At 59.8% G+C, this 25,362-nt stretch carries 21 protein-coding genes; 7 read left to right on the top strand and 14 right to left on the bottom strand.

Translation table 11 applies throughout. From position 1 onward, the window contains the following. Nucleotides 1–3: 3 nt before the first annotated feature. The 3 genes from dxs to F8N44_RS13665 all read right to left on the bottom strand — a co-directional run bounded on the left by dxs (nucleotide 4) and on the right by F8N44_RS13665 (nucleotide 3,120). Nucleotides 4–1,902 carry a 1-deoxy-D-xylulose-5-phosphate synthase gene (gene dxs, locus F8N44_RS13675; RefSeq protein WP_150650653.1) on the bottom strand — a complete coding sequence of 633 codons (1,899 nt, stop codon included), beginning with the start codon at nucleotides 1,900–1,902 and terminating at the stop codon, nucleotides 4–6. Between the two features lie 91 nt (nucleotides 1,903–1,993). After that, nucleotides 1,994–2,881, bottom strand: coding sequence for a (2E,6E)-farnesyl diphosphate synthase (ispA, locus tag F8N44_RS13670; protein ID WP_099757289.1), 888 nt, complete (start codon nucleotides 2,879–2,881; stop codon nucleotides 1,994–1,996). Continuing rightward, entirely contained in the window at nucleotides 2,878–3,120 is a 243-nt protein-coding gene (locus F8N44_RS13665; protein ID WP_003228627.1) for an exodeoxyribonuclease VII small subunit, read from the bottom strand. The genes ispA and F8N44_RS13665 overlap by 4 nt, the downstream gene beginning before the upstream one ends. A gap of 217 nt (nucleotides 3,121–3,337) precedes the next feature. On the opposite strand from F8N44_RS13665, the gene F8N44_RS13660 reads away from it, so the two are divergent. From F8N44_RS13660 to F8N44_RS13630, 7 genes are all read left to right on the top strand, one after another. Further along, the gene (locus tag F8N44_RS13660) at nucleotides 3,338–4,153 is read left to right on the top strand and encodes a hypothetical protein (protein ID WP_150650652.1); all 816 of its coding nucleotides are present in this window, start codon (nucleotides 3,338–3,340) and stop codon (nucleotides 4,151–4,153) included. Between the two features lie 279 nt (nucleotides 4,154–4,432). Continuing rightward, nucleotides 4,433–5,224, top strand: a complete 792-nt coding sequence (locus F8N44_RS13655) for a YfaP family protein (protein WP_007910916.1) — start codon at nucleotides 4,433–4,435, stop codon at nucleotides 5,222–5,224. A gap of 48 nt (nucleotides 5,225–5,272) precedes the next feature. Further along, nucleotides 5,273–6,985 (top strand): DUF2138 domain-containing protein, encoded by a 1,713-nt coding sequence (locus F8N44_RS13650; protein WP_150650651.1) that lies wholly within the window; start codon nucleotides 5,273–5,275, stop codon nucleotides 6,983–6,985. Then, entirely contained in the window at nucleotides 6,982–7,620 is a 639-nt protein-coding gene (locus F8N44_RS13645; RefSeq protein ID WP_150650650.1) for a DUF1175 domain-containing protein, read from the top strand. The genes F8N44_RS13650 and F8N44_RS13645 overlap by 4 nt, the downstream gene beginning before the upstream one ends. Beyond that, complete coding sequence (locus tag F8N44_RS13640; protein WP_150650649.1) at nucleotides 7,617–12,191, top strand: alpha-2-macroglobulin family protein; 4,575 nt, start codon at nucleotides 7,617–7,619, stop codon at nucleotides 12,189–12,191. The genes F8N44_RS13645 and F8N44_RS13640 overlap by 4 nt, the downstream gene beginning before the upstream one ends. 1 nt (nucleotide 12,192) lies before the next feature. Further along, nucleotides 12,193–13,812: a DUF2300 domain-containing protein gene (locus F8N44_RS13635; protein WP_150650648.1), complete on the top strand. Its 1,620-nt coding sequence runs from the start codon at nucleotides 12,193–12,195 to the stop codon at nucleotides 13,810–13,812. 3 nt (nucleotides 13,813–13,815) lie between these two features. Then, nucleotides 13,816–14,628, top strand: a complete 813-nt coding sequence (locus F8N44_RS13630; protein WP_150650647.1) for a YfaP family protein — start codon at nucleotides 13,816–13,818, stop codon at nucleotides 14,626–14,628. Nucleotides 14,629–14,652: 24 nt separating this feature from the next. On the opposite strand, the gene F8N44_RS13625 is transcribed toward F8N44_RS13630, so the two are convergent. The 11 genes from F8N44_RS13625 to eat all read right to left on the bottom strand — a co-directional run bounded on the left by F8N44_RS13625 (nucleotide 14,653) and on the right by eat (nucleotide 25,176). Then, a complete protein-coding gene (locus F8N44_RS13625; protein WP_150650646.1) occupies nucleotides 14,653–15,087 on the bottom strand; it encodes a hypothetical protein in 435 nt (144 codons plus the stop codon). A gap of 62 nt (nucleotides 15,088–15,149) precedes the next feature. Continuing rightward, nucleotides 15,150–15,707 (bottom strand): hypothetical protein, encoded by a 558-nt coding sequence (locus F8N44_RS13620; protein ID WP_150650645.1) that lies wholly within the window; start codon nucleotides 15,705–15,707, stop codon nucleotides 15,150–15,152. Between the two features lie 127 nt (nucleotides 15,708–15,834). Continuing rightward, nucleotides 15,835–17,010: a GGDEF domain-containing protein gene (locus F8N44_RS13615; protein ID WP_150650644.1), complete on the bottom strand. Its 1,176-nt coding sequence runs from the start codon at nucleotides 17,008–17,010 to the stop codon at nucleotides 15,835–15,837. 497 nt (nucleotides 17,011–17,507) lie between these two features. Further along, nucleotides 17,508–18,254: a helix-turn-helix transcriptional regulator gene (locus F8N44_RS13610; RefSeq protein WP_150650643.1), complete on the bottom strand. Its 747-nt coding sequence runs from the start codon at nucleotides 18,252–18,254 to the stop codon at nucleotides 17,508–17,510. A 223-nt stretch (nucleotides 18,255–18,477) separates the two neighbouring features. Then, nucleotides 18,478–19,005 (bottom strand): inorganic diphosphatase, encoded by a 528-nt coding sequence (gene ppa, locus F8N44_RS13605; protein WP_008052339.1) that lies wholly within the window; start codon nucleotides 19,003–19,005, stop codon nucleotides 18,478–18,480. Between the two features lie 112 nt (nucleotides 19,006–19,117). Continuing rightward, on the bottom strand, nucleotides 19,118–19,930 hold the full coding sequence (locus tag F8N44_RS13600; protein WP_150650692.1) for a zinc-dependent peptidase: 813 nt from the start codon (nucleotides 19,928–19,930) through the stop codon (nucleotides 19,118–19,120). A gap of 4 nt (nucleotides 19,931–19,934) precedes the next feature. Beyond that, nucleotides 19,935–20,585 carry a DedA family protein gene (locus tag F8N44_RS13595; RefSeq protein WP_007910892.1) on the bottom strand — a complete coding sequence of 217 codons (651 nt, stop codon included), beginning with the start codon at nucleotides 20,583–20,585 and terminating at the stop codon, nucleotides 19,935–19,937. A 229-nt stretch (nucleotides 20,586–20,814) separates the two neighbouring features. Continuing rightward, nucleotides 20,815–21,276 (bottom strand): GNAT family N-acetyltransferase, encoded by a 462-nt coding sequence (locus F8N44_RS13590; protein ID WP_007910890.1) that lies wholly within the window; start codon nucleotides 21,274–21,276, stop codon nucleotides 20,815–20,817. A gap of 115 nt (nucleotides 21,277–21,391) precedes the next feature. Then, nucleotides 21,392–22,225 (bottom strand): ethanolamine ammonia-lyase subunit EutC, encoded by an 834-nt coding sequence (gene eutC, locus F8N44_RS13585; protein ID WP_412071512.1) that lies wholly within the window; start codon nucleotides 22,223–22,225, stop codon nucleotides 21,392–21,394. Continuing rightward, nucleotides 22,222–23,616 carry an ethanolamine ammonia-lyase subunit EutB gene (locus F8N44_RS13580; protein WP_150650641.1) on the bottom strand — a complete coding sequence of 465 codons (1,395 nt, stop codon included), beginning with the start codon at nucleotides 23,614–23,616 and terminating at the stop codon, nucleotides 22,222–22,224. Before F8N44_RS13580 ends, eutC begins: the two co-directional genes overlap by 4 nt. A gap of 189 nt (nucleotides 23,617–23,805) precedes the next feature. Further along, nucleotides 23,806–25,176 (bottom strand): ethanolamine permease, encoded by a 1,371-nt coding sequence (gene eat, locus F8N44_RS13575; protein ID WP_150650640.1) that lies wholly within the window; start codon nucleotides 25,174–25,176, stop codon nucleotides 23,806–23,808. Between the last annotated feature and the right edge of the window lie 186 nt (nucleotides 25,177–25,362).

Below are 25,362 nucleotides of genomic sequence, written 5' to 3'. Positions count from 1 at the left end.
CGTTTATTTGTCGAGTAAAGCCAGACGCTGACGAATCGACGCTTCGATCCCGGCCTCATCCAGCCCGCACTCGGCCAGCATTTGCGCAGGCTTGGCGTGCTCGACGTAGACATCCGGCAAGCCCAGATGCAGCATCGACTTGAGAATGTTCTCGCGCGCGAGGAACTCGCTGACCGCGCCACCGGCGCCGCCCATGATCGCGTTCTCTTCGATGGTCACCAGCAGTTCGTGGCTGTCGGCAATCTCGCGCACCAGCTCTTCGTCGAGCGGTTTGACGAAACGCATGTCGACCACAGTGGCATCGAGTTTTTCAGCGACTTTCAGCGCTTCGGCCAGTTGCACACCAAATACCAGCAGGGCGACTTTGCTGCCCTGACGACGGACGATGCCCTTACCGATTTCGATCGGCTCGAGGTCTTTCTCGATGGTCGCATTCGGACCATTGCCACGCGGGTAACGCACTGCCGCCGGGCCGTTGTAGAGGTGGCCGGTGGTGAGCATCTTGCGCAGCTCGTTTTCATCGCTCGGGGTCATGATGACCATGCCCGGGATGCAACGCAGGTAGGACAAGTCGAAGCTACCAGCGTGCGTCGGGCCGTCTTCGCCCACCAGACCGGCACGATCGATAGCGAACAGCACATCGAGGTTCTGCACCGCAACGTCATGCACTAACTGGTCGTAACCGCGCTGGAGGAACGTCGAGTAGATCGCCACCACCGGTTTTGCGCCTTCACAGGCTATGCCGGCAGCGAATGTCACAGCGTGTTGTTCGGCAATCGCCACGTCGAAGTAGCGCAGCGGGAAACGTTCACTGAACGCCACCAGATCCGAGCCTTCCTTCATCGCCGGGGTAATCCCGACCAGACGTGGATCAGCGGCGGCCATGTCGCACAGCCACTCGCCAAACACTGCCGAATACTTCGGCCCGCTGGCTTTCTTCGGCGCGGCGGCCGGAGCGTCAAGCGGTTCGAGTTTGGTGATCGCGTGGTAGCCAATCGGGTCAACTTCCGCCGGGGCGAAGCCTTTGCCTTTCTTGGTGACGATGTGCAGGAACTGCGGGCCTTTCAGATCGCGCATGTTGCGCAGCGTGGCGATCAGCGTTGGCAGGTCGTGGCCGTCGATCGGGCCGATGTAGTTCCAGCCCAGCTCCTCAAACAGCGTGCCGGGGACCAGCATGCCTTTGGCGTATTCTTCGGTACGACGGGCGATTTCCCAGGCGCCGGGCAGGCGCGACAGGACTTTCTTGCTGCCCTCACGCATGCTCGCGTAAGTGCGGCTGGAGAGGATCTTCGCCAGATAATTCGACAGACCGCCGACATTGCGCGAGATCGACATGTCATTGTCATTGAGGATCACCAGCATGTTGGCGTTCACTTCCGGCGCATGGTTCAGCGCCTCGAAGGCCATGCCGGCGGTCAACGCGCCGTCACCGATCACCGCAATCGCCTTGCGATCACTGTCTTGCAGGCGGGCGGCAATGGCCATGCCCAGCGCTGCGCTGATCGAGGTGCTGGAGTGGCCGACGCCAAAGGTGTCGTACTCGCTCTCTGAGCGGCGCGGGAAAGCGGCGATGCCGTCCTTCTGACGCAGGGTGCCCATGCGCTCGCGGCGACCGGTAAGGATCTTGTGCGGATACGCCTGATGCCCGACGTCCCACAGCAGACGGTCGTCCGGCGTGTCGAAGACGTAATGCAGCGCGATGGTCAGCTCGATCACGCCCAGGCCGGCACCGAAATGCCCACCGGTCTGACCGACCGTGTAGAGCAATTCCAGGCGCAACTCATCGGCCAGGGTTTCCAGCTCGGCTTCGCCTAACCGGCGCAGGCCGTCCGGCGTATTCGCGCGGTCGAGCAGGGGCGTGGTCGGGCGCTTGCGGGGAATCTCATGAAACGTCGTGGGCATCAGGCGAATCGTTATAGGTATAAAAGATGCGGCAGTTTACCTGATGCATCGCCCCCTGCCCACGCGTTGGTCTTTTTTGGCGGATACGCCGTCAGTTGCGCCGCTCGACGATATACCGGGCCAGCTCGCGCAACGGCTCGGCGGCCGCGTCAAACGGTCGCAGGGCGTGCAGGGCCTGATCGCGCAGTTCCAGCGCGTAAGCCTTGGCCGCGTCGAGACCGAGCAGCGCCGGGTAGGTCGGTTTGTCGCGGGCAATGTCGGCGCCCTGGCGTTTACCGAGGGTTTCGGTATCGCTTTCGACGTCGAGGATGTCGTCCTGCACCTGAAAGGCCAGGCCGATGGCCTGTGCATAAGTCTGCAGGGCGCGGAGTTCATCCTGCTCGGCACGGCCACTGGCCAGAGCACCGAGTTTGACGCTGACTTCGATCAGCGCGCCGGTCTTGTGCCGGTGCATCTGTTCGAGGGCTTTCTGATCGAGTTTGAGGCCGACCGAACCGAGGTCGATGGCTTGACCGCCGACCATGCCTGCCGGACCAGCGGCGTTAGCCAGCGCGGTGACCATTTGCAGGCGGATGTCACTGCTGCAATCGCTCAGGCGCGGGTCGAGCAGGGCGCTGAAGGCCAGACTCTGCAAGCCGTCACCGGCGAGAATCGCGCAGGCTTCGTCGAATTTCTTGTGAGTGGTCGGCTGGCCGCGACGCAGATCGTCGTCGTCCATCGCCGGCAAATCATCGTGAACCAGCGAGTAGGCGTGGATCAGCTCAACCGCGCAGGCCGCACCGTTGGCTTGCTCAGCCTTGCCACCGAGCGCTTCGCACGCAGCGTAAGCCAGCAGCGGACGCACGCGTTTGCCGCCGTTCATCACGCTGTAGCGCATGGCTTCGTAAAGCCGCGCCAGCTCCGGCAGCGGCGCGTTGAACAGGGTTTCCAGCGCCGCGTTGACCCGGGTCTGGCTGCTCGCCGTATACGCCGCAATCATTCTGGCTGTTCCGCGTCGAAGGGTTCCTCGGCGAGTTCGCCATCGCGCTCCAGCAGCACTTGCACCTTCTGCTCGGCTTGCGCCAGCGCTGCCTGGCAGTCACGGGTCAGACCGATGCCCTGCTCGAAAGCGGTCAGCGAGTCTTCCAGCGACAGTTCACCATTCTCCAGACGCTCGACCAGTGTTTGCAGGTCGGCGAGGGACTGTTCGAAATCCAGTGCAGCTTTTTTGCGGGCCATGGCGGCGATTTCCGGTTGACGTTAAACCGGCGCGACACTAGCAGATAGGGGGGTTATGGGCAAATGAGTAGGGGGTCTACGCTCATGCAAATGACCAAGATTTTTCCTAGGCTTTTGTATTAGCAGAATCAGCATGTGTTGGCATTCGATCAAGGTCGTAGAGAAGAAGGAGTGGCGGTGTGCCATCTTCAGTGTGTCTATAAAGGAGATAACCCAGATGGATGTTGCACACTGCACTTTGAATGGTGAGAGCTACACCGTTCGGCAATTTGAAGGTTTGAGTGAACACCATGTCGCACAGCTTCGCCGTTTTTTGGCTTGCCCAGTATGCGCTGGCCCGGCGTTCTATCGAAAAGAGTCAACAAGTGGGCAGGCGGCTTGCTTTGGTGCTAGACCACACACGCCCGGGTGTTCCTTGGCCGCCGCAGAGCCACGATATCGTGGAGGTGCAGGACCTGATCAAGTCGAGCGCATTAATTCAGGTGAACGGATTGAAATCGATTTTGTTTACGGTGCAGGCCCAGTAACTCATATAAATCCGAATGATCCAGCGAATCCACAAGGGCGAGGAGGGCGATTCGTAGGAGGAGGAAGCGGTCCTCGTAATGCCGTCATGCATCGACGTCTAAGCACGTTGCTAAAAAATCTTATGCATAGTGATGGTTTCAGGAACTCAGACCAATTAATTGCCATGCCAGCAGGTGAGTTCCGAGTCAGGAACTTTTTTGTCGAGTTCTCTGATATCGACGGGAGTCATGAACGGGCGTATCGCGGCTACTGGGGCATGATTTCCGATGCTAAGGGCGATGGTGGCGGAAGCCTTTGGTTAAACAGTGGCGGACGTGATGATGTGAGTATCGTGATTCCCAATGAGCTTGTGAACGTGTTCGCGCAGCGGTTCAACGTCGACGATATTGAGGAATTGGCGGGTGCTTATGCGCTTTTCCTGGGTGAGCTAAAAGTCTCGCAAAACGGCAAGGCTTATTTGGCTTGCAATGATATTCAGGCGATCTCCGTGAGTCTCGCCGAGTAACAATGGGTCGAGAGATTTCAACTTTGTAGCCCTTCACATGCTTATTCGGCTCATTTTGTGAGCCGAATAACGCCGCTATTCGGCTCACGTCCAACATACCTGCGTGATTCCCGCCGCAAATCCACATGTATCCGATTGTTAAAAAACCGCCGAATCGCTAATCTTCGCGCCTTCTACGACCCCATATTCACGGGTCTTTCAGACGAAACGCAGTTTTCACCGCTGTGAAGTACCGAGGATCGGGTGCAAGGTTTCGTTCAGGCATGGCAGGAGGCTTACATGCGTTCATTTCTTTGGCTGCTGATCGGCCTGGCCTGCGCGCCGGCGCTGCTGGCGGCGCCGACGGCCGAGGTATCGGAACCGGTGGGTGGCTGGCGTTACCACGGCCTGCTCGATCGCACGGAAAACCCGCAAGTCGCCTACCCGACGCCGCCGATCGATCGCGGCATTCAGCGCAATCGCACGATGATCCAGGGCCAGCTCAAGGCCATCGGCCATATGCGCCCGCCGCACAGTCTCGCTGTGAATGGCAATCCACTGAATCTGTACACCGACGACCAAGGCCGTTTCGCTCGGCCGTACGCGTTCGGCGCCGGCTCCAACAGCGTCGAGGTGATCAGCGCCGAAGGCCAGTCGCTCAAGCGCGTGCAATTTTATGAAGCAAATAACCTGCGCACGCCGGCGCGTATTCGTCTTGTCTTGGGCTGGGACGATCCGAAAGCCGAACTCGATCTGCACATTGTCACGCCGGACGGTCAGCATGCCTTCTGGGCTCGGCCGGCGCTGAGCAACGGCGGCGGTCTCGACCCGGATGGCGTCGATGGCCCCGGCCCGGAAATGTTCACCATGACCGCGCCGCTGCATGGCACTTATCTGGTTTACGTCAACTATTGGGGCAACTTCGGCAACGGCGGCTATAACTTCGAGGAGACCAGCAACCAGAACGAGGTGATTACCTCGCAAATCACGCTGGTGCTCAACGAAAACACCGTCGACGAAAAACGCGAAACGTTCATCGTGCCCCTGCGGGCGATCGGTGATCTGCTGCTGGTCAAGACTTTCAACTATTAAGCATTCCGCCACGGATGAAATCCTGAGCTTTGGGAAATGAGCGAGAAGATGAGCGATAACACTGTTACTCCGGCTGCCGTCACGCCAGCGGCCAAACCTTCGCGGCGCTGGCCTTTGCTCCTGGCCGGGTTGTGCCTGGTGGCCGGCGTGGCGGGTGGTTTTGGCTGGCTGCTGCTCAAGCCCAAGGCGCCGCCGGCGGAATTGGCCAGTGACAAGCTTGGCCTCAGTCGCCCGGATGCGTTGCTGGAAACCCGCTCGCTGAGCCAGTTGCCCAAGGACCTGCTGACGGTGCCGTTCCTTAAGGCCACGCTCACCGAAGATTTCGTCTTCTATTACGAGACCCATGCTGATCGCCTCGGCTTGATCGGCAGCCTGCGCCGGATCATCTACGAGCATGACCTGAAGTTGCAGGACAGCCTGATCGAACAGCTTTTCGATCAGCCTGCCGATGTCGCACTGTGGCGTGGCGCGGATGGTCGTTTGAAGGATTTCCTGTTGGTGATGGATCGCGGCGGGCTGGCGAAGCTGCTTGAGCCACTGGCAAAGGTTGCGCTGGATGACACGCAGCTCAGTCAGATGGGCGAACTCAAGGTCGGCGGCGATAGCGTGCCGCTGTACCAACTGACCTACAACGCCGGCAAAGCCCTGCTGTTCGCCTCCCACGGCGACAAACTGGTGGTGCTGTCGAACCCGGCCAAGTATTACGACCCGGAGAGCGGCGTGTCCGAAGAAGCCGGCCACGTTTCACCGCAAGCGCTGGCGGCGTTGCTCAATGGAGAAAAACTGTTCCCTGACGCGTTCGGCCTGCCAGCGAAAACCCCGGAAACCAAGCAGCGTCTGTCGGTCAATTCCAGTGTTCTGGCCATGGGTTATCAACGCTTCATCCCGAACTTCGCCGGGCTGCGCTTCGACATGGACGACAAGGGTTGGCACAGCTACCTCGCCATGGACGAGCTGGAAAACCAGCCCGACTTCGATTTCAAACCGGTCTGGCAAGCCATGCCGCTGGGGGCTAGTGCCTGCGTAACCCTGCCGGTCGCGGCAGAACCGCAAAAACCACTGCTGGTAAAACTCGGCGCCGAAGAAGCGGTGGCGCAAACCCTCACCGAACACGTGGCCGGCGCGGCGGGCCTGTGCTGGTACGCCGATTCGCGTTTGTACACACCGTTGCTGGTGGCCAGTCTGAAAGACGAAGACAGTAGCAAACTCGATGGCGACCTCGGCAAGCTGTTCGGTTCGATGGTCGGCGCATTCGAAGCCAACGTCGAAGAAAACGTCTTCCCCGTGGTCGAGAAACAGGAAGGTCAGAACCACGTCTGGCAGCGTCAGGTCAGCTCCAACTTCGGCCCGTATGCGGCGAAGACTGCCGAGAACCCGGACGCAATCAGCGGCAAGGCGTTCATGAAAGTCAGCCTCGCCCGTCGCGGCTCGACACTGCTGTTCTCTCTTGATGACAAACTGGTCGACAAGGCCCTCGGCACCCTCGACAAACGCTTCCCGCCAATGGCCGACGTGCTGCCCAAAGACGTGCTGATGCCGATCTACTTCGGCCCGGACTCGATGGCGCAACTGATGCAGCAGGAAACCCTCGACAGCCTGCCGCAGGACATGGAACCGGTGTTCTACAACGCCGCGCAAACCTATCTGATCCCGAAACTGCGCACCCTCGGCGGCTACGGCAAATATGCCCTGACTTTGCCTGAAGGCAGCGAGCCTGACGGCCACTGGCAGTGGCTGCCGCTGGAGTGGAAAGCGCTGTGACGACACTGATCCGCAGCCTCGGCCTGATTGCGCTGCTATTGAGTGCGGGTGCCCGAGCCGTTGAAGCACCTGCACTGGATCCGGCGCAATCCCAGGTGTTTCGCGCCTGGTTCGTGCGCATCGCCCAGGAGCAACTGAGCCAAGGCCCAAGTCCGCGCTGGTATCAGCAGGACTGTGCCGGGCTGGTGCGTTTCGCCGCCAACGAAGCGCTGAAAGTCCATGACGACAAATGGCTGCGCAGCAATGGGCTGTCCAATCGCTATTTGCCGCCGGAGCTGTCGCTCAGCGATGAGCAGCGCAAGCTCGCCCAGCAATGGCAGCAGGGCGGCGGCAAGGTCGGGCCGTACGTCAACGCGATCAAACTGATTCAGTTCAACAGCCACCTGGTCAGCCGTGACGTGTCGCAGGCGCGGCCCGGTGACCTGATGTTTTTCGATCAGGGCGACGACCAGCACCTGATGATCTGGATGGGCCGCTACATCGCCTATCACACCGGCACCACCACCCCGACTGACAACGGCATGCGTTCGGCAAGCCTGCAGCAACTCATGACATGGAAGGACACCCGATGGATACCCGACGCAGCCAACCCCAACTTCATCGGCGTCTATCGACTGAACTTTCTCTCCCAATGACCGGTGCCCGCATGTTGCGTATCTGCTCGCGAATTCCTTTGCTGCTGGCGCTGTTGCTGCCATTGGCGACCGTTAACGCCGAAGATTCGGTCGAGCCGAGCGGCTATACGCCGGTGTCCGGTGAGAGCTTTTTCCTCCTCGCCGACAGTAGTTTCGCCGCAGACGAGCAGGCGATGGTGCGCCTCGAAGCGCCGGGCCGTGATTACCGTCGTTTCCGCATGGAACCCTATGGCGGCGCCGACATTCGTGTGTATCGCATCGACAAGCCGCTGGATTTCCTCAAGCGCCAGAAGAACCTGCACCGCGTAGTCAGCGATGGCCAGTTCAAGGGCGAAGGCTTGTCCAACACCCTCGCGTACCTGTGGGACAACTGGTACCGCAAATCCCGTCGGGTGATGCAGCGCGCGTTCTCCTATGAATCGCGCAAACAGGTCACCGAAGAAGTGCCGGAACTGAAGATGGGCAACGCCATTGCCGCGCCGACACCGTACGATGCACAGCCGCAATTTGCGCTGATTCCGGGTCTGCCGGTGGTCAGCCAGTTCCGTTATCCATTGTGGCAAGCCAAGCCGATTCAGCCGCCAGCCGGGGTCAATCTCGCGGGCTCTTCGAGCGACTTCGTCAGCGTCGCGCCGGGCAACGTTTACATCCCGTTGGGCAATCTGAAACCGGGTCTGTATCTGGTCGAAGCGCTGATCGGTAAATATCGCGCGACCACCATGGTGTTCGTCTCCAACACCGTCGCGGTGAGCAAGATTGCCGGCGATGAATTGCTGGTCTGGGCTGCGCGCAAACACGAAGGCAGCTCGGTACCGAAGGTGAATGTGCTGTGGACTGACGGCCTCGGCGTGATGAGCAGCGGTGCGACTGATACCGATGGTTTGCTGCGCCTGAAACACGTCAGTCCGGAGCGTTCGTTCGTCATCGGCGAGGATGAAGAGGGCGGCGTCTTTGTTTCTGAAAACTTCTATTACGACAGCGAAATCTACGACACCAAACTCTATGCGTTCACCGACCGGCCGCTGTATCGCCCGGGTGATTGGGTGTCGCTGAAAATCGTCGGTCGCGAGTTCAAGAATGCGCGGGATTCGGTGTTGCCGGGTGCGGCGGACGTTACGGTCAGCGTGCTCGATGCCACCGGTACCGAGTTGCAGCACCTCGACCTGAAGCTTGATTCGAAGGCCGGTACTCAGGGCCGTTTCCAGTTACCGGACAACGCGGTGGCGGGCGGTTACGAGATTCGGTTCAACTATAAGGATCAGGCTTACAGCAGCGCCTTTCGTGTCGCCGAGTACATCAAGCCGCACTTCGAGATTTCGCTGAATTTGGCCAAGCAGGATTACCGCACCGGCGAACCGGTGAAGGGCAGTCTGGTGCTGCTCTACCCGGACGGCAAACCGGTGGCCAACGCCAAACTGACCCTGAGCCTGCGTGCCCAGCAACTGTCGATGGTCGACAACGAGCTGCAATACCTCGGGCAATTCCCGGTGGAACTGACCAGCACCGAGCTGACCACCGACAGCAAAGGCAATGCGAGCCTCGACTTGCCGGCCGCCGACAAGCCGAGCCGTTACATGCTCACCGTGTTTGCCAGCGATGGCGCGGCGTATCGGGTCAAGACCACCAAGGAAATCCTCATCGACCGTGGCGCGGCGAGCTTCCGCTTGAGCGCTCCGCAACGCTTCAGCGCGGTCGGCGACAAGGTTGCGTTCAGTTACGCCAACGAGGGCGGCACCGAGCAAAGCAAAGCGGTGACGCCGAGCACGTATGGCTGGGTGCGTCTGGAAGATCAGAGCACGGGCGAAGGCAAGCTTGCGGCGGCTGACAAGGGCTTCAGCATTGCCTTCGAACGTCCTGGCACTTACAACCTGACCTTGAAAGATCAACACGGTCGCGTCCTCGGTGCCACCGGGCATGAGGTCACTGGAGATGGCGTAAAAGCGGTGCCGGGCACCGTGGAAATCGTCCTCGATAAAGCCGAGTACAAGTCTGGCGATGAAGCGCTGGCGCTGATCACTTTCCCTGAGCCGGTCAGCGATGCATTGCTCTCGCTGGAACGTGACAAGGTCGAGGCCACTGCGCTGCTGGCCAAGGGCGGCGACTGGCTGAAACTGGAAAAACTCAGCGACACCCAATACCGCGCGCGTATCCCGGTGAAGGACAACTTTGCACCGAACCTGACCTTCTCCGTGCTCTACACCAAGGGCGGTCAGTACAGCTTCCAGAACGCCGGGATCAAAGTGGTCGCGCCGCAAATCGACGTGGCGATCAGCACCGACAAAGCGGTGTATCTGCCGGGCGACACGGTCACGGTTGACTTGACCACGCAGTTCGCCGGCAAAGCGGTTCCGGCGCATCTGACCGTTAGCGTCGTCGACGAAATGGTCTACGCGCTGCAACCGGAAGTCGCACCGACCATCGACCAGTTCTTCTATCACCCGCGCCGCAACAATGTGCGCACCAGCGCCAGTCTGTCGTTCATCAGTTACGACGTCGCGCTGCCGGGCAGCCCCGGTGCGCCGGGCAAGGCCAACCGCAGCGAGCGCGGGGTGAAAGTGCTGGAGCGGCCGCGTCGTGAAGACGTCGATACCGCTGCGTGGCAGCCGGAGTTGTTGACCGGTGCTGACGGCAAAACCCGCTTCACTTTCAAGATGCCGGACTCGCTGACCCGCTGGCGCATCACCGCCCGCGCCATTGCCGATGACGGTCAGGTGGGACAAAAGAAACAGTTCGTGCGTTCGGAAAAACCGCTGTACCTGAAGTGGAGCGGGCCGAGCAAATTCCGCAAGGGCGATCAGCCGAAGCTTGGCGTGTTTGCGTTCAGTCAGGCCGAGAAATCGGTCAAGGCTGAACTGGTCACTCACTACGCTGGCATCGAACAACGCCTGCCGGTGACCCTGAACAACGGCATCAACTACCTGCCGCTGCCGGCGTTCACATTGGCTTCTGGCGAGTGGACGGCGGAGCTGGTGCAGGACGGCAAAACCGCCGACTCCCTCGCCGTGCGCCTGAGTGCGACCGGTGACGGTTGGCAGGTGACACAGACGCAAAGCCTTGATGTCGCCAGTGGCGACACGCCGTTGAGTTTGCCGGCGGACGCTGCCGATATTCGTCTGCGTCTGGATGACAGTCCGCAAGCGCTGTTCCGTTCGGCTCTCGATGATCTGCTGAGTTATCCGTACGGTGGCGTCGAACAGACTGCCAGTCGTTTGCTGCCACTGAGTATTGCTTATCCGTCGCTGGCGTCGAACCCGCAGATCCGTGATCGCCTGCGCCTGATCATGCAGAACAGCCGCCTGCGTCTGGTGCAAATGGCCGGACCGTCGGCGAGCTTCACTTGGTGGGGTTACGACGGTGAGCCGGATGCGTTCCTCACCGCTTACGCTTATTACGCCGACTGGAATGCCAGCCAAGTGTTGGAGCTGACCTTGCCGCCGGAGCACTGGCAGCGGGTGCTGGAGGTCTACGCCAAGCAAGCGCCAAACACGCCATTGCTGCAACGGGCGCTGATTCTGTCGTTCGCCAAGCAGATGCATTTGCCGGTGAACACATTGCTCAGCGGTTTGATCGACGATCTGGCCAAGGCCGGTGAAGGTAACGCCGAAACCCTGATGGACGATGGCGAAGACAGTCTGGTGATGAGTGATCCGGATTCGGCACTCGGTCTGGCGGCGGCGCGGGTGTTGACCGCTTCGTTGGCCACGCAGTCGAAAGTGGCCTTGCCGGAAGTGTTCAATCGTCAGGTGGGCGCTGCACAACAGCGTCTGTCGGTCAGCTCGCAGCCATTTGTCGAAGCGTTGAACCTGTCGCTGCAACCGTTCGATCAGGCGCGTGCTACAGCGTTGTTGCAACGACTGTTGCCACAGCAATCGACCCTCGAACGTGCGCTGGCACTGACCTGGCTACAACGCAGCATCGCCCAGGCGTCGCCGACCATTGCGCTGACGCCGGGTGAAGGCTGGAAGAAGAACTACGGTGCAACCGGTGAGATGTACTGGACGTGGCAGGGCGCGACGCCGGTGCCAAGCGTGTTGACCGTGTCCGGCACGCAAGAGCGTCCATTGCGCGCGGCGTTGAGCTTCCAGACCCAGCAACCGCCGGTCGATCCAATGGCCGTGACCATCACCCGTCGCCTGTCGCGACTGGTGCCGGGCGATGAAGCGTTCACCTTTAAACTGGAGCCGATCGGCAGCAAGCCGCTGTCCAGCGACAGCCTGTATCTGGACGAAGTGATCCTCACCAGCAAAGCGCCGAAACCACTGCGCTACGGCATGCTCGAAGTGCCGCTACCACCGGGCGCTGATGTCGAGCGCACGACGTGGGGCATCAAGTTGCAGGGCAAGGACGGCACCGAGCCGACGGCGCTGGAGAAGGCGCGTTTCGAACCGGGCCAGTTGGCCTACGCGGTGCCGGTCGATGCGCTGAGCGGCGAGTTGCGACTGCGCCATCTGGTGCGATTCTCGCAGAAGGGCCAGTTCAACTTGCCGCCGGTGCGTTTCAAGCAGGTCTATGCGCCGCAGTATCAGGCCCAGGAAGCGAAAGCCGCCCTCGGTCAGGTCACGGTCAACTGACATGAACCGGCCGCTGCTGTGGCTGCTGATGTGTGTGATGCCTGCGCTGGCGACGGCGCAGGATGAGCCGCTGCGCGTGGCCTATAAGGGCGAGTTGTTGTCGTTGAGTCAGACGCAACTGATCAAGCGTGAACCGTTGCCGTCGTCGCTGGATGCGCCGCTGGGGAGTCTGTGGAAGCTGTTTGTTTACGCGTGGCTGGTGGATACCGGCGCGCGGGAACCGGCGTATGAGTGTCGCGGGCAGTCGAAGGAAGAGGTTTATTGCTGCGCGGCGGGTGGCAAGATCGAGCGTGATCAGGCGTTGGTGAAATCCTGCGGGTTGTACTTTGACCCAGCGCGGTTAGGGATTTCGGCGGCGGATTGGCGAACCTATTGGCAGGCGCGGAGGGCGCCGTCGTGGTTGCTGGATCTGCCTTCGGTGCAACCGGCTCAACGGGTTTCCGTGGTTGAACTGCTGAAGGTTATGGCCTCGTTGCCGGCGCAGGATCAGGCGCGTCGAGTGCTGCTCGATGTGGTGCTGAATGCGGCGGATGGCAATGTCGTCGGTGAACTCGGCGGACGTTTACGGGTGAAAACCTGGACCTGGCTCGGTGATCAGGATCCGCAATCGCGGCAGGGCGGGTTTGCCGGTTGGACGGCTGATGGCGCGCCGGTATGGGCAGGTGGACGCGGCACCAGTCAGATGGTCTTGCGGCATTACGGTCAGGCGCTTTCGACTTTGCTGCCAGCGGCTTGGCCGGCAGACGCGGGGCGTTGTGTCGAGGTCAGCCTGTTTTCGAAGTACCCAGTTTCGAAAGTGTTGGCGGGTGATCGCGTCGCGACATCCGGCCCGTTGCAGGGCAACTACCGCGTCGAATTCGCCAATGGCAACGCGCTGGATATCCACAGCGATGGCGAACTGTTTCTGCTCAACGACAAACTCGTCGCAAGGCTTGATCGCGAAGAATACGTCGCCCGCGTGCTGGAGCGCGAAGCCAAACCGGAACCTGCCGAAGCGGCCAAAGCGTTGGCCGTGGCGATTCGTACTTATCTGCTGCAAAACGCCACACGTAACGGCGACTGCCTGAACATCGATGACAGCAGCAATCGCCAACGCGTCGCGCCACGGCCAGCTTCGGTGGATTCACGCAGCATCGCCGCATGGACGGCAGACCTCGTGCTGGCTGGTAGCACCGTCACCTATCACTCCGATCAACCCGGTCCGGACAAGCTCGCCTGGCAACAAGCCGTCGAGCAAGCCAACGCCGGTCAACGTTACGACGCGATTCTGTTGCACGCCTATCCGCGCGCCAGCCTGAGCCGTTGGGACAACCCGGTCGCCTCCTGCGAAGCATTGCCCGCAGCCCAAGACTGGCTGCAAAAACAGCGACGCGGCTGGCGTCCGAAGCTGGAGAGCGAAACCGGCTACAACGAAGTCAGCACATTCGCCGTGTGCAAACTGGCCTTCGGCCGGCCCTTCGTCGACCGCGAACGCCAACGCATCTACGTACGCGGCGTGCTGACCCTGCAGGATCGCCTCGACCTGACACACGAATATCTGCACCTGGCCTTTGAAGCACACCCCAACGGCCTGGATGAAATCTACATCGAAGGGCTCGCCCGTCATCTTTTGCTGGAATAGACCATGACACTCCGTTATCCACAGGTCTTGCTGCTGCTCTGCACCTTGACCGCGCTATCGCCGGTCATCGCCGCCGACAGCGTCAAACTCGACACCCCGGTCGGCGGCTGGCGCAGCGGCGCCCCCGAAGGCGAGGGCGAAAGCTTCCGCCAGACCGTCAACTACCCGGCCTCATCGGTCAACACCCCGGTGGGCCAAGCCAACACCGCACGCATCAGCGGCGACATCAAAGCTGTGCGGAAGGACAACGAACCCGGTCGCTTGATCGTCAACGGCGTGAGCATGCCGCTGAAAATTGACGACAGCGGCCACTTCGACCGCCCGTTCTCGTTCCCCAACGGCAGCAACAGCGTCGAAGTGCGCAGCCCCGACGGTCAGCAGCGTCACCGCACGCAATTCCTCAACACCAGCGGCGGCGCCACCCCAGCGAAACTGCGCGTACTGCTGGCGTGGGACAGCGACGGCACCGACCTCGACCTGCACCTCGTCACCCCCGACGGCGCGCACATCTGGTACGGCAACCGCAGCGCCGCCAACGGCGCCGCGCTCGACGTCGACGTCACCACCGGCTACGGCCCGGAAATCTTCGCCATGCCGGCGCCGATCAAGGGCCAGTATCTGGTGTATGTGAATTATTACGGCGGTGGCTATCGCGGGGATGACGAGGGCGGCGGTGAGGCGGTGCAGGCGCTGACCACGGCGCAGGTGACGGTGATTACTGAAGAAGGAACGCCGAGCGAGAAGATGGAGACGTTTTTGATCCCGATGCGCGCGGTGGGTGAGCTGACGTTGGTGAAGTCGTTCAGTTATCCCTGAGCAGGTTCTGGCTCAGGGACAGCACTAGAATCCGGGCGGAATGTAACCGGGTACGAACGGAACGTTGATGCATTTGCCATGAATGATTTTTCCGTCCTCAATCCTGAACAGCACGATCTTTTTGGCTTTATTGACGGTGGCTTCCAGTTTGCAGTCAGAACTATGCCCGACGGTCTCGTAGTACTCGGTGTACACCATGCCGTTGCCGGTGTGATTCATGGAGGTACCGGCCGCTTCAGTGGTGGTCCAACTGGAGGACTTGTACCACGTGAGAACGGCCAGGTTCTCCCCGCTGGCACCGGTTTGTTTTTTCATTGAGTCGGGTTTGCCGAACAGATCGAGTGCTTCCTGAACATCCCGTCCTTCCCAGCGCGACTGTGCAACAAGGTGGCAGCCATTCACCAACAAAGTTGTGGCTGTTATCAGCAGCGTCAGTAACGTTTTAGTCCATTGATTCATGATGACTCCCGATGTCATGTGCGATACGAAATAGCGCGCTGCAGCGTTAAGAGGTCAGGCTGTTACTTGTTGCCCAGTATCGAATCGAGGTTGTCCATCATCTGGCCTTTTTCCTGAATAGGTGCCAGTTTGAAGAACATTTGCTGCATGCCCTGAATCATCTGCAAGTGCTCCATCTTGCCCACCGCGATCATGTCTTTTTTCTCTGGGGAGCAAACGAAAGCGAGGGCACGCTGCACCCAGAACTCCTTCGGCTGCTGCCATTGCTCGTTCACTTTCAGGTGCCGCAGCATGTAGGCAATTCGATCCACCGACTGGCCATTAACAAACCGCAGCTTGTTGGTCTTGCACTGAACTTCCAGGTTGTAGGCATCGATCATTGGCTTGCCCGGCTCTTCATACACCAGCGTCACCGCCAACATCTGCGCGCCCTTGGTAAGTGTCGACGGCACCACAGAAGTTTTGTCGGCCACATACATGATGTTTTTGTGCGGGACGCCGTTGCCATAAATGATCCACCAGTCGCCGATGGGGTTCGGTTCTTCCGCTAACGCTGAAGTGGCTGACGATAGTGCGGTCAGTAAAGCGAGGGATTTACTCAGTTTGAAAAACGATGACATGGTGTTGCTCCATTCCTTGGCGCTTTTGTGATGCACAAAAACAGAATGGAAATTTAGTGGCGGGTGCCGACTGGGGCAATTAGGGCGGATGTGCTAATGGCTTATTGAAATGGTCGTTTGTTGAGCATTAATTATCGGTAAGGCTCAGGTACAACGAACGTAGCGTCTGCACGCGGTTGCGTCCCTGATTCTTGGCGCCGTACAGCGCCTGATCAGCTTCCGAGAGCAGGCGTGACAGGTCATGACCGGATTCGCGGGTGGTCACCACGCCGATACTGACACTAAGCAATCCAGGTTCAAGAATCGACAATTGCGAGAACGAACGACGGATCCGTTCGGCAATTTCCAGTGCAGTCTGTTCATCGCAATCGTTGAGCAAACAAGCAAATTCCTCACCCCCGACCCGCCCGCAAACATCTTCCTTGCGCAGGCTCTCGACCATTATCCGGCCAAACGCAATCAACGCCTGATCCCCAACGGGATGGCCATAGGTGTCATTCAGACGCTTGAAGTTATCCAGGTCGCACAGCAACAACGCTGCCGGTTCCCCGTATTGCTGACTTTCGGCAAGCAACTGCCCGGCGTTCATCATGAACGCACGACGATTGCCAATGCCCGTCAGCGGATCGCTGAACGCCGCCGCTTTGAGTTTGAGCTCGGCACGCTCCTTGACCATCGCCAGCGTGATGTAGGCAATGCCGATGACATACAGCATCGACTCGAACAGCATGAACGAGAAAAACGGCACACCCTCGCCACTGCCCAAGAGCGCCTTTGTCACCGGCAGCCCTTCATCGGTCGCACTGCGAACGGCGTAGAACACAGTGTGCAGCACGGTCAGCACCAGCGCCGGCATAAACGCGACGTCCAGAGTGTGGCGGCTGCGCCAGAGCTCCAGCGTTGTCAGCACGCCGTACCCGAATGCCAGCAAGGAGTAGATCAGAACCCGATTGGGCATCGACTCGTAGAAGGCGGGAATCAGGCACAAGGTCAGCCAGGCGAACGCCCCCGCCAGAATGCCGGACACAGAGGGCCTGCGCCCGACCAGCGTGCGCATGGCCGTCCAGTTCATCGCTGCACTGAGCAATAGAACAACATTGCCGAACACAATCGGAATGAAGTCGACGCCTCGATCACGCCAACTGACCAATACCACGCCCAAAGCGCCAAGCAGCATCATGCTGCCGAGGTAGGCCAGCGGCGGCTCACGGGTTTCGCGATACCAGGCGTGCAGCGTCAAAAGCCCCATCAAAAAGAAGACGAAGACCGAAACGACCAACAGGGTCGGGATATGCAGGACCATTCCATGGATTCCCGTGAGGCTCAATACCGGAATCCGGCCGGGGTCGGGGATGCGGGTAAAAACAGAGGGGGTGGGTGTTGGGCGGGATTTAGCACTGAGGGGGTTGAGGTTGGCAAGTGTTGAGTCAAGCTCGCCAAGGTAAACATGTTTTTTTGCAGGCATTAAAAAGCCGGCTTGTGGCCGGCTTCTCGGGGACTGGCTTGGCCTATTTTTGGTAAGCCTTGCCAGCCTTCAAAACGTACATCCGGATCTGCGTCCGGCTGCGGGACTTGGTCAGACGTTGGTCTGCCGCGTCGGGCGCTCTCCGAGCCGCGGGGCGGGTCGATGCGCAAATGTGGGGCGCAGGATACTGAGTTTTGCTGTGGATTCCCAGTCTGAAGTGCGGTTTAGAGCGACTTGTGCGTCAGAAATCCGGGATTTGTACCGAATGTCCGGGCCTCTTCGCGTGCAGGCTTGCTCCCACCGGGTTCAGTGCAAACTCGAAAAACTGCATCAAGTCAGAGAAACGGCACCACCGGCCGCCGCTTGCTTATCGTCGACCACCAGAACACCCAGCCCAATATATGAATCCGTTGCTCCTCGATCTGCGCCGCGCGGAACACTTCGTCCGGGTATTCGGCGCTGTTGTGGCTGCGCAGGCGCAGGCCGTTGCCGGGCATGCGGTGCAGGTATTTGATGCGCAGCATGCCGTCGTGTTCGATGGCGTAGATCTCGCCGTCCACCACTTGGGTCAGGCCGCGGTCGATGGCAACGACGGAGCCGTCTTCGATGCGTTCGGCCATGCTGTTGCCGATCATGTGTGCACAGATGGCGTCGGCGGGACGGATCTCCAGTTGATCAACCTGTGCACGCAGCAGGCGGATGGAGAGCTCCGGGTCCTGAATGACGTGGGTTTTGTCGGAGCCGTTGGTCAGTGGCGTTTCTTTGAAGAAGGCCAGTTCGATGTCGTTGGGATGGATGAATCGGTACGCGCCCTGGGGATCGTGGGCGTCAAAGCTGTCGCCGTTGCTGGCAGGTGGAGTCAGGCTTGGCAGCTCTTTAATGCCTTCACCGGTTTTCAGCCATTCGCTGTTGACAGACAGCAGGCGTGAGACTTCTTCCATGCGATACGCCGGGACGCCCCGGGTGTACCAGTTGTGGACATTTTGGGCTTCCGTGCCCCAGAACTTTGCGAAACCCGTTGTGGAGATGTTCGCTGCTTCCAGGAGTGCCTTGAATCTTGGACCGCTAGTGTTCTTTCTCATAAACACGGAGTCTACGGCCGTGCCAGAGCGGTTTGAATAAACCGGACGTTCAAAAACGGGCTGAATTTTGCGACGGGATGTAAGACGCTCTTGTGGGAAATTACACAGGCTAAAACTTTTCTGTAGTCCGTCGTAAACGCTCTGTTTAAGACGGCTTTTTCCGAGCACAAAAAACCCCGGATCAACCGGGGTTTTCTTCAAGCATCACGCGTAGTGCAGGTGCTTAACCTTTGTAGGCGGCAACCGACTTGGTGATCGCGTCGCGGGCGGCGTCTGCACCGGCCCAGCCTTCGATCTTGACCCATTTGCCTTTTTCGAGATCTTTGTAGTTCGCGAAGAAGTGCTCGATCTGCTGGATCAGCAGTGGCGGCAGGTCGGTGTATTCCTTCACATCGACGTACAGCTGGGACAGCTTGTCGTGTGGTACCGCGATAACTTTGGCATCGCCGCCGCCGTCGTCGGTCATGTTCAGGATGCCGACTGGACGGGCGCGGATCACCGAGCCAGGCGCAACCGGGTAAGGGGTCACAACCAGCACGTCGAGGGGATCACCGTCGTCAGCCAGGGTGTTCGGGATGTAACCGTAGTTGGCCGGGTAGAACATTGGGGTGGCCATGAAACGGTCAACGAACAGGCAATCGCTGTCTTTGTCGATTTCGTATTTGATCGGCGCGTGGTTGGCCGGGATCTCGATCGCGACGTAGATGTCGTTCGGCAGGTCTTTGCCAGCCGGAATCTTGCTGTAGCTCATTGGGCGTTGCCCCCGTAGTTGACCAAAAACACTTGGCCGGATTGACCAAAAAGTGGCGGCGATTATAGGCATATTCTGCCGTGGACGCCATGTACCGAAAGTCGTGCAGAGCTTAGTCGTGCGCCTGATAGACCGGGTCTGTGGCCTGAAGTTGCCGCAATCGGCTCAACGGGTCCTGGCGGTAGAAAAGCTGCAACTGCGCATACACCTGTGGATAAGCTTCATGCAGCAGATCCGGGGCGCTGAAGAAATATTCGCTGGTGACCGCAAAGAACTCCGCCGGGTTCTCGGCGGCGTAGGGATCAATGGCGGTTTCGGCGTCAGGGTCATGGTCGAGCTGACGGTTGAGTTCGTCGTAAGCCTTTTGCATAACGTTTGCCCAGTCGCTGACGCGCATATCGGCGTGTAGCGGTGGCAGGCCATTGGCGTCGCCGTTGAGCATGTCGAGTTTATGCGCGAGTTCGTGGATCACCAGGTTGTAGCCTTCCCAGCCACCACTGGCCATCACGCCGGGCCAGGCGAGGATGATCGGCCCCTGTTGCCAGGCTTCGCCGCTGTGTTCGCCGTCCCATTCGTGCTCGACACCGCTGGCGTCGCGATGACGTTGCGGACTGAGAAAATCGTCCGGGTAGAGCACGATTTCGTGGAAACCCTGATACCAGTTCAGATCGCCCAGGTTGAGCAGGGGCAATTGCGCTTGGGCGGCGAGCAGCAGGCGTTGTTCCTGATGCAGTTCGACGCCGGGCAGGGCGCTCAGGTGTTTGTCTTCGAGGAACAGCACGCAGGCTTCGCGCAGCCACTGGTCTTCGGCAGCGCTGATACCGTCAAGGAAACTCAGGTGATGACGCACCCGTTGCCACATGTCGTCGGCAATCGGGTGCTTCGCCAGAATGCGCCGGCGACGCCAGGCGCTCAGCGACCACATCGGCTTAGTGCGATTGAGCTTTGGTGCCGCCGAAACGGCTGCGAACCACGCCAAGGATCATCGGCACCAGCGACAGCAGAATGATCGCCACCACCAGCAATGACAGGTTTTTCTTGATGAACGGTACGTTGCCGAAGAAGTAGCCCAGCGTCACCAGGCCGCCGACCCAGAGGATGGTACCCAGCACGCTGAAACCAAAGAAACGCGGATACGGCATCTTCGCCACACCGGCGACGAATGGCGCAAAGGTGCGGATGATCGGCAGGAAGCGCGCCAAGGTGACAGTCTTGCCACCATGCTTGTCATAGAAGTCGTGGGTTTTTTGCAGGTAATCGCGACGGAAGATTTTCGAGTTCGGGTTGCTGAACAGCTTCTCGCCAGCCGTTCGTCCGATCACGTAGTTGGTGCTGTCGCCAAGGATCGCCGCGAGCATCAGCAAACCGCCCAACAACACCGGGTCCATCCCGCCACCGGCCGCAACGGCACCGGCGATGAATAGCAGCGAATCACCCGGCAGGAACGGCATCACCACCAGTCCGGTTTCACAGAAGATCACCAGAAACAGGATGGCGTAGATCCATGGCCCATAGTTGTTCACCAGCAAATCGAGGTACACATCGAGATGCAGGATAAGGTCGAGCGGGTTGAAATCCATGGGGGCACCTGTTTGACGGCCCGACTCGGCAGGCCTGTGCGGATGACTTCGTGTAAGCCTACAGCGGGGTGTAGTTTTTCTTACAAGCCGGAAAGATCGGGATTATACGGTCTAAAGGATGAAAAGCGCGTTGGTTTTGTAGCGGGGGATGTCGGGGTGTGAACAATTGTCAGGATGTATTGAGCGTGGCTGAGGGAGCGGGCTCCCTCATCACACGTTGCGTTTGCAGTCAGAGCTCTTCGCTGATCGGCAGCACGTAGTTCTTGAACTCGGTGTCTTCCTTGAACCCGATGGATTCGTAGGTTTTCTGCGCCACTTCGTTGTTGCTGCTGGTGGAAACACGCATGCGCACGGCCTGGGTTTCCTTGGCCATTTTTTTTGCGGTGCGGATAAGGTTGTCGGCGACCAGTTGGCGGCGCGCATCTTCAGCGACATAGATGTCGTTTAGGATCCACACGCGCTTGAGTGACAGCGAGGAGAAGCTTGGATAGAGCTGACAGAAGCCCATCAGTTTCTTGTCGTCATCATCGGCCAAGGCCAGGTAGATCACCGATTCCTTGCGGCGCAGGCGTTTTTCGAGGAATGCGCGGGAGGAATCCGGGTAAGGCAGGGAACCGTAGAACTCGCGATATTTGACGAACAGTGGAGTCAGTAAATCCAGATGTTCGAGGGTCGCTTGAATAATCCGCATGATAGGTCTCGTCTTCAAGTGGCTGTCTTCAACTGCTCTGACGGCGATGGGAAACCCGTGCGGCCGTGCATCGATCCTGCCTGAAACCGGCGCAGAAACGCAATGCGGAAACGGTTCAGGTTGTGGGCGGATCGAGTAGGAAATTGCCTTTCATGTCTACACCGGCGTCCGATTCCAGCGTCTGAACCTGTGCTTCGTCCTTCAGGTTGACCCCCGACAACTGCCGTCGACAGGCTTCGCGCATCAGATAGAGCAAGCGATGCGCCGCCATGCCGTAGCTCAAGCCTTCGAGCCGTACATTGGAAATACAGTTGCGGTAGGCGTCGGTCAGGCCGACTTTTGGATTGTAGGTGAAATATAAACCGAGGCTGTCCGGTGAACTGAGGCCCGGGCGCTCGCCGATCAACATCACCAGCATTTTTGCGCCGAGCAGTTGGCCGATTTCATCGCCAACAGCAACTCGGCCCTGTTCCACCAGAATAACGGGCGCCATCGACCAGCCGTCGGCGCTCATCTGTTCCTCCAGTCGTGTGAGAAACGGCAAGGTATGCCGATGCACCGCAAGCGCCGACAGGCCGTCAGCCACGACAATCGCCAGATCGACACCGCCCGGATGCGCCTGCGCGTATTCGCGCAAGCGTTGGGCCGAGTCGTCGCTGAGCTTGCGCCCCAGATCCGGGCGTTGCAGGTAGCTGTTGCGATCCACGGCGGCGCTGTGCAGTAACAAGGATTCGCGTCCGCGCTCGCTCAGTTGCGCGCTGAGGCCAGCGTGATCGAAGGGCAGATGCACGGCGTCGCGCGCCTGGGCGTGGGCGAATTGGAAATCCAGTTGCGCAGTGGTCGGCAGGCTGGTGCCAGTGCGGCCGAGGGCAATCCGCGCCGGAGTCAGGCGGCGTAGTTCCAGCCAAGGGTTTTGCGGGTCGATGGGCGGTTTTTCCATGTGACTCATCCCAGTTGCGCCAGCGCCTGGCGGAAGGCCGGCGGCAAGTTGTTACCGAAGCGAACCTTGCCATCCGCTTGGGTGAAGATGCCCATGTTGGCCAGCCATTGCTCGAACTCCGGCGCCGGTTTCAGGCCCAGAGTCTGCCGCGCATAGAGCGCGTCGTGGAACGAAGTGGTCTGGTAATTGAGCATGATGTCGTCGGAGCCGGGAATGCCCATGATGAAGTTGATCCCGGCGACACCGAGCAGCGTCAGCAAGGTGTCCATGTCGTCCTGATCGGCTTCGGCGTGGTTGGTGTAGCAGATATCGCAGCCCATCGGCACGCCGAGCAACTTGCCGCAGAAGTGGTCTTCGAGGCCGGCGCGGATGATCTGTTTGCCGTTGTAGAGGTACTCCGGGCCGATAAATCCTACAACCGTGTTGACCAGGAACGGCTTGAAATGTCGCGCCACGGCGTAGGCCCGGGTTTCGCAGGTTTGCTGATCGACACCGTGATGGGCGTTGGCCGACAGGGCGCTGCCTTGGCCGGTTTCGAAATACATCAGGTTTTGCCCGAGAGTGCCGCGATTCAGGCTCAGACCGGCGTCATAGCCTTCCTGCAATACGTTGAGGTTGATGCCGAAACTGGCGTTGGCCGCTTCGGTGCCAGCAATCGACTGGAACACCAGATCCAGCGGCACGCCACGGTTGATCGCCTCGATCGAGGTGGTGACGTGGGTCAGCACGCAGGCCTGGGTCGGGATGTCGTAGCGCTGGATGATCGCGTCGAGCATTTCCAGCATCGCGCAAATCGAGGCGATGCTGTCGGTGGCCGGGTTGATGCCGATCATCGCGTCGCCATTACCGTAGAGCAGGCCGTCGAGAATGCTTGCGGCGATGCCCGACGGTTCGTCGGTCGGGTGATTGGGTTGCAGGCGCGTCGACAGGCGCCCACGCAGGCCGAGGGTGCCGCGGAATTTGGTGACCACGCGGATCTTTTGCGCCACCAGCACCAGATCCTGCACGCGCATGATCTTTGATACCGCCGCGACCATTTCCGGAGTCAGGCCGGGGGCGAGATTACGCAGGCTGGTTTCGTCGGCGGCGTCGCTGAGCAGCCAGTCACGAAAGCCTCCTACGGTGAGGTGGCTGACCACGGCAAAGGCTTGCTTGTCGTGGGTGTCGATGATCAGCCGGGTGACTTCATCAGCCTCATAAGGAATCAGCGCTTCTTGCAGGAAGTGCGTGAGCGGGACGTCGGCCAGCGCCATTTGCGCGGCCACGCGCTCGCCGTCGTTGAGCGCGGCGACACCGGCGAGGAAGTCCCCGGAGCGCGCCGGGCTGGCCTTGGCCATGACGTCCTTGAGGCTGTCGAAGCGATAGGTCTGGGCGCCGACGGAATGGGCGAATGCGGCCATGGGGCGGTGTCCTCCTGATTCTGTGGATAACTAGTTCCCTGTGGGAGCGAGCCTGCCCGCGAAAGCGGACTGACATTCAAAACCGTCGTCGACTGAGACTCCGCTTTCGCGAGCAGGCTCGCTCCCACATTGGAACTTCATGCACTTCTATATAGCGGGCACCGGGCGAAAGGCCCGGTGCCGGTGCAACTAGATACCTTCGAGCATAGCGTCTGCCGGCGCTTCGGAGCGTTGCTTGGCGGTCAGCTGGAAATACAGGTAACCAGCAGCCATGAAGCCAAGGAACACACAGCCGATCAGCGTGTTGAACCACGCCATCGCGATCAGGCACACCACCGCCAGAAACAGCGCAATCGCCGGCACCACCGGATAGCCCGGCGCACGGAAGGTGCGCTCCAGGTTCGGCTCGGTCTTACGCAGTCTGAACAGGCTGAGCATGCTGATGATGTACATCACGATCGCGCCGAACACCGACATGGTGATCATCGCTGCGGTCAGGGTCATGCCTTGCAGATTGACCAGACCGTCGCTGTAAATCGCCGCAATGCCGATCACGCCACCGGCCAGAATCGCCCTATGTGGTGTCTGGAAACGCGACAGCTTGGCCAGGCCTTTAGGCAGATAACCGGCGCGGGCGAGGGCGAAGAACTGCCGCGAGTAGCCAAGAATGATCCCGTGGAAACTCGCCACCAGCCCGAACAGGCCGATCCACACCAGCATGTGCATCCACGACGAATTGTTGCCGACCACGGCTTTCATCGCTTGTGGCAGCGGGTCGTTGATGTTCGACAGTTGGCGCCAGTCGCCAACGCCGCCGGCCATGACCATTACGCCGATGGCGAGGAACACCAGGGTCAGAATGCCGCTGACGTAGGCTTTGGGAATCGTCCGTTTCGGGTCCTTCGCTTCTTCGGCGGCCATGGCGGCGCCCTCGATGGCGAGGAAGAACCAGATTGCGAACGGTATCGCCGCGAAGATTCCGGGGATCGACCCCAGGGTGAATTCATTCGAGCCCGACCAGCCATTCAGCACGAAGTTACTGAAGCTGAAGCCCGGCGCAACCACGCCCATGAACACCAGCAACTCGGCGACGGCGAGCACGGTGACTACCAGCTCAAAGGTCGCCGCGATGCTGACGCCGAGGATGTTCAACGTCATGAAGACGAAATACGCGCCGACGGCGGCGATCTTCGGATCAAGCTCCGGATATTGCACGTTGAGATAAGCGCCGATGGCCATGGCAATCGCCGGTGGCGCAAAGACGAACTCGATCAGCGTGGCGATGCCGGCGATCAATCCGCCTTTCTCGCCGAACGCCCGACGGCTGTAGGCAAACGGCCCGCCGGCGTGTGGGATCGCAGTAGTCAATTCGGTGAAACTGAAGATGAAGCAGGTGTACATGGTTGCGACCATCAAGGCCGTGACCAGAAAACCCAGGGTCCCGGCGGTACCCCAGCCGTAACTCCAGCCGAAGTATTCGCCGGAAATCACCAGGCCGACGGCAATGCCCCAGAGGTGCAGGGTGCCGAGTGTGGGTTTGAGCTGTGTGGTGGAAGTCATAAGTCCTCTCTGTTTTTTATTGTTCGATCTGTGGACTTTCGGGTGGAGCGGTTAGGTGGATGGATGCTGTTCACGCAGCGGCAGTTTCGGTGCAAATCCTGAATGACGGGTACGCAAGGGCCGTGCCAGAGCGGCCAGGCCTTTGGTGGTGTGTCAGACAGGACGCCTTCGCGAGCAAGCTCGCTC

Source organism: Pseudomonas fluorescens, from assembly GCF_902497745.1.
GTDB lineage: Bacteria > Pseudomonadota > Gammaproteobacteria > Pseudomonadales > Pseudomonadaceae > Aquipseudomonas > Aquipseudomonas fluorescens_BM.
The sequence above is the reverse complement of the archived record's forward strand: the minus strand, read 5'-3'. Positions and strand labels throughout refer to the sequence as shown.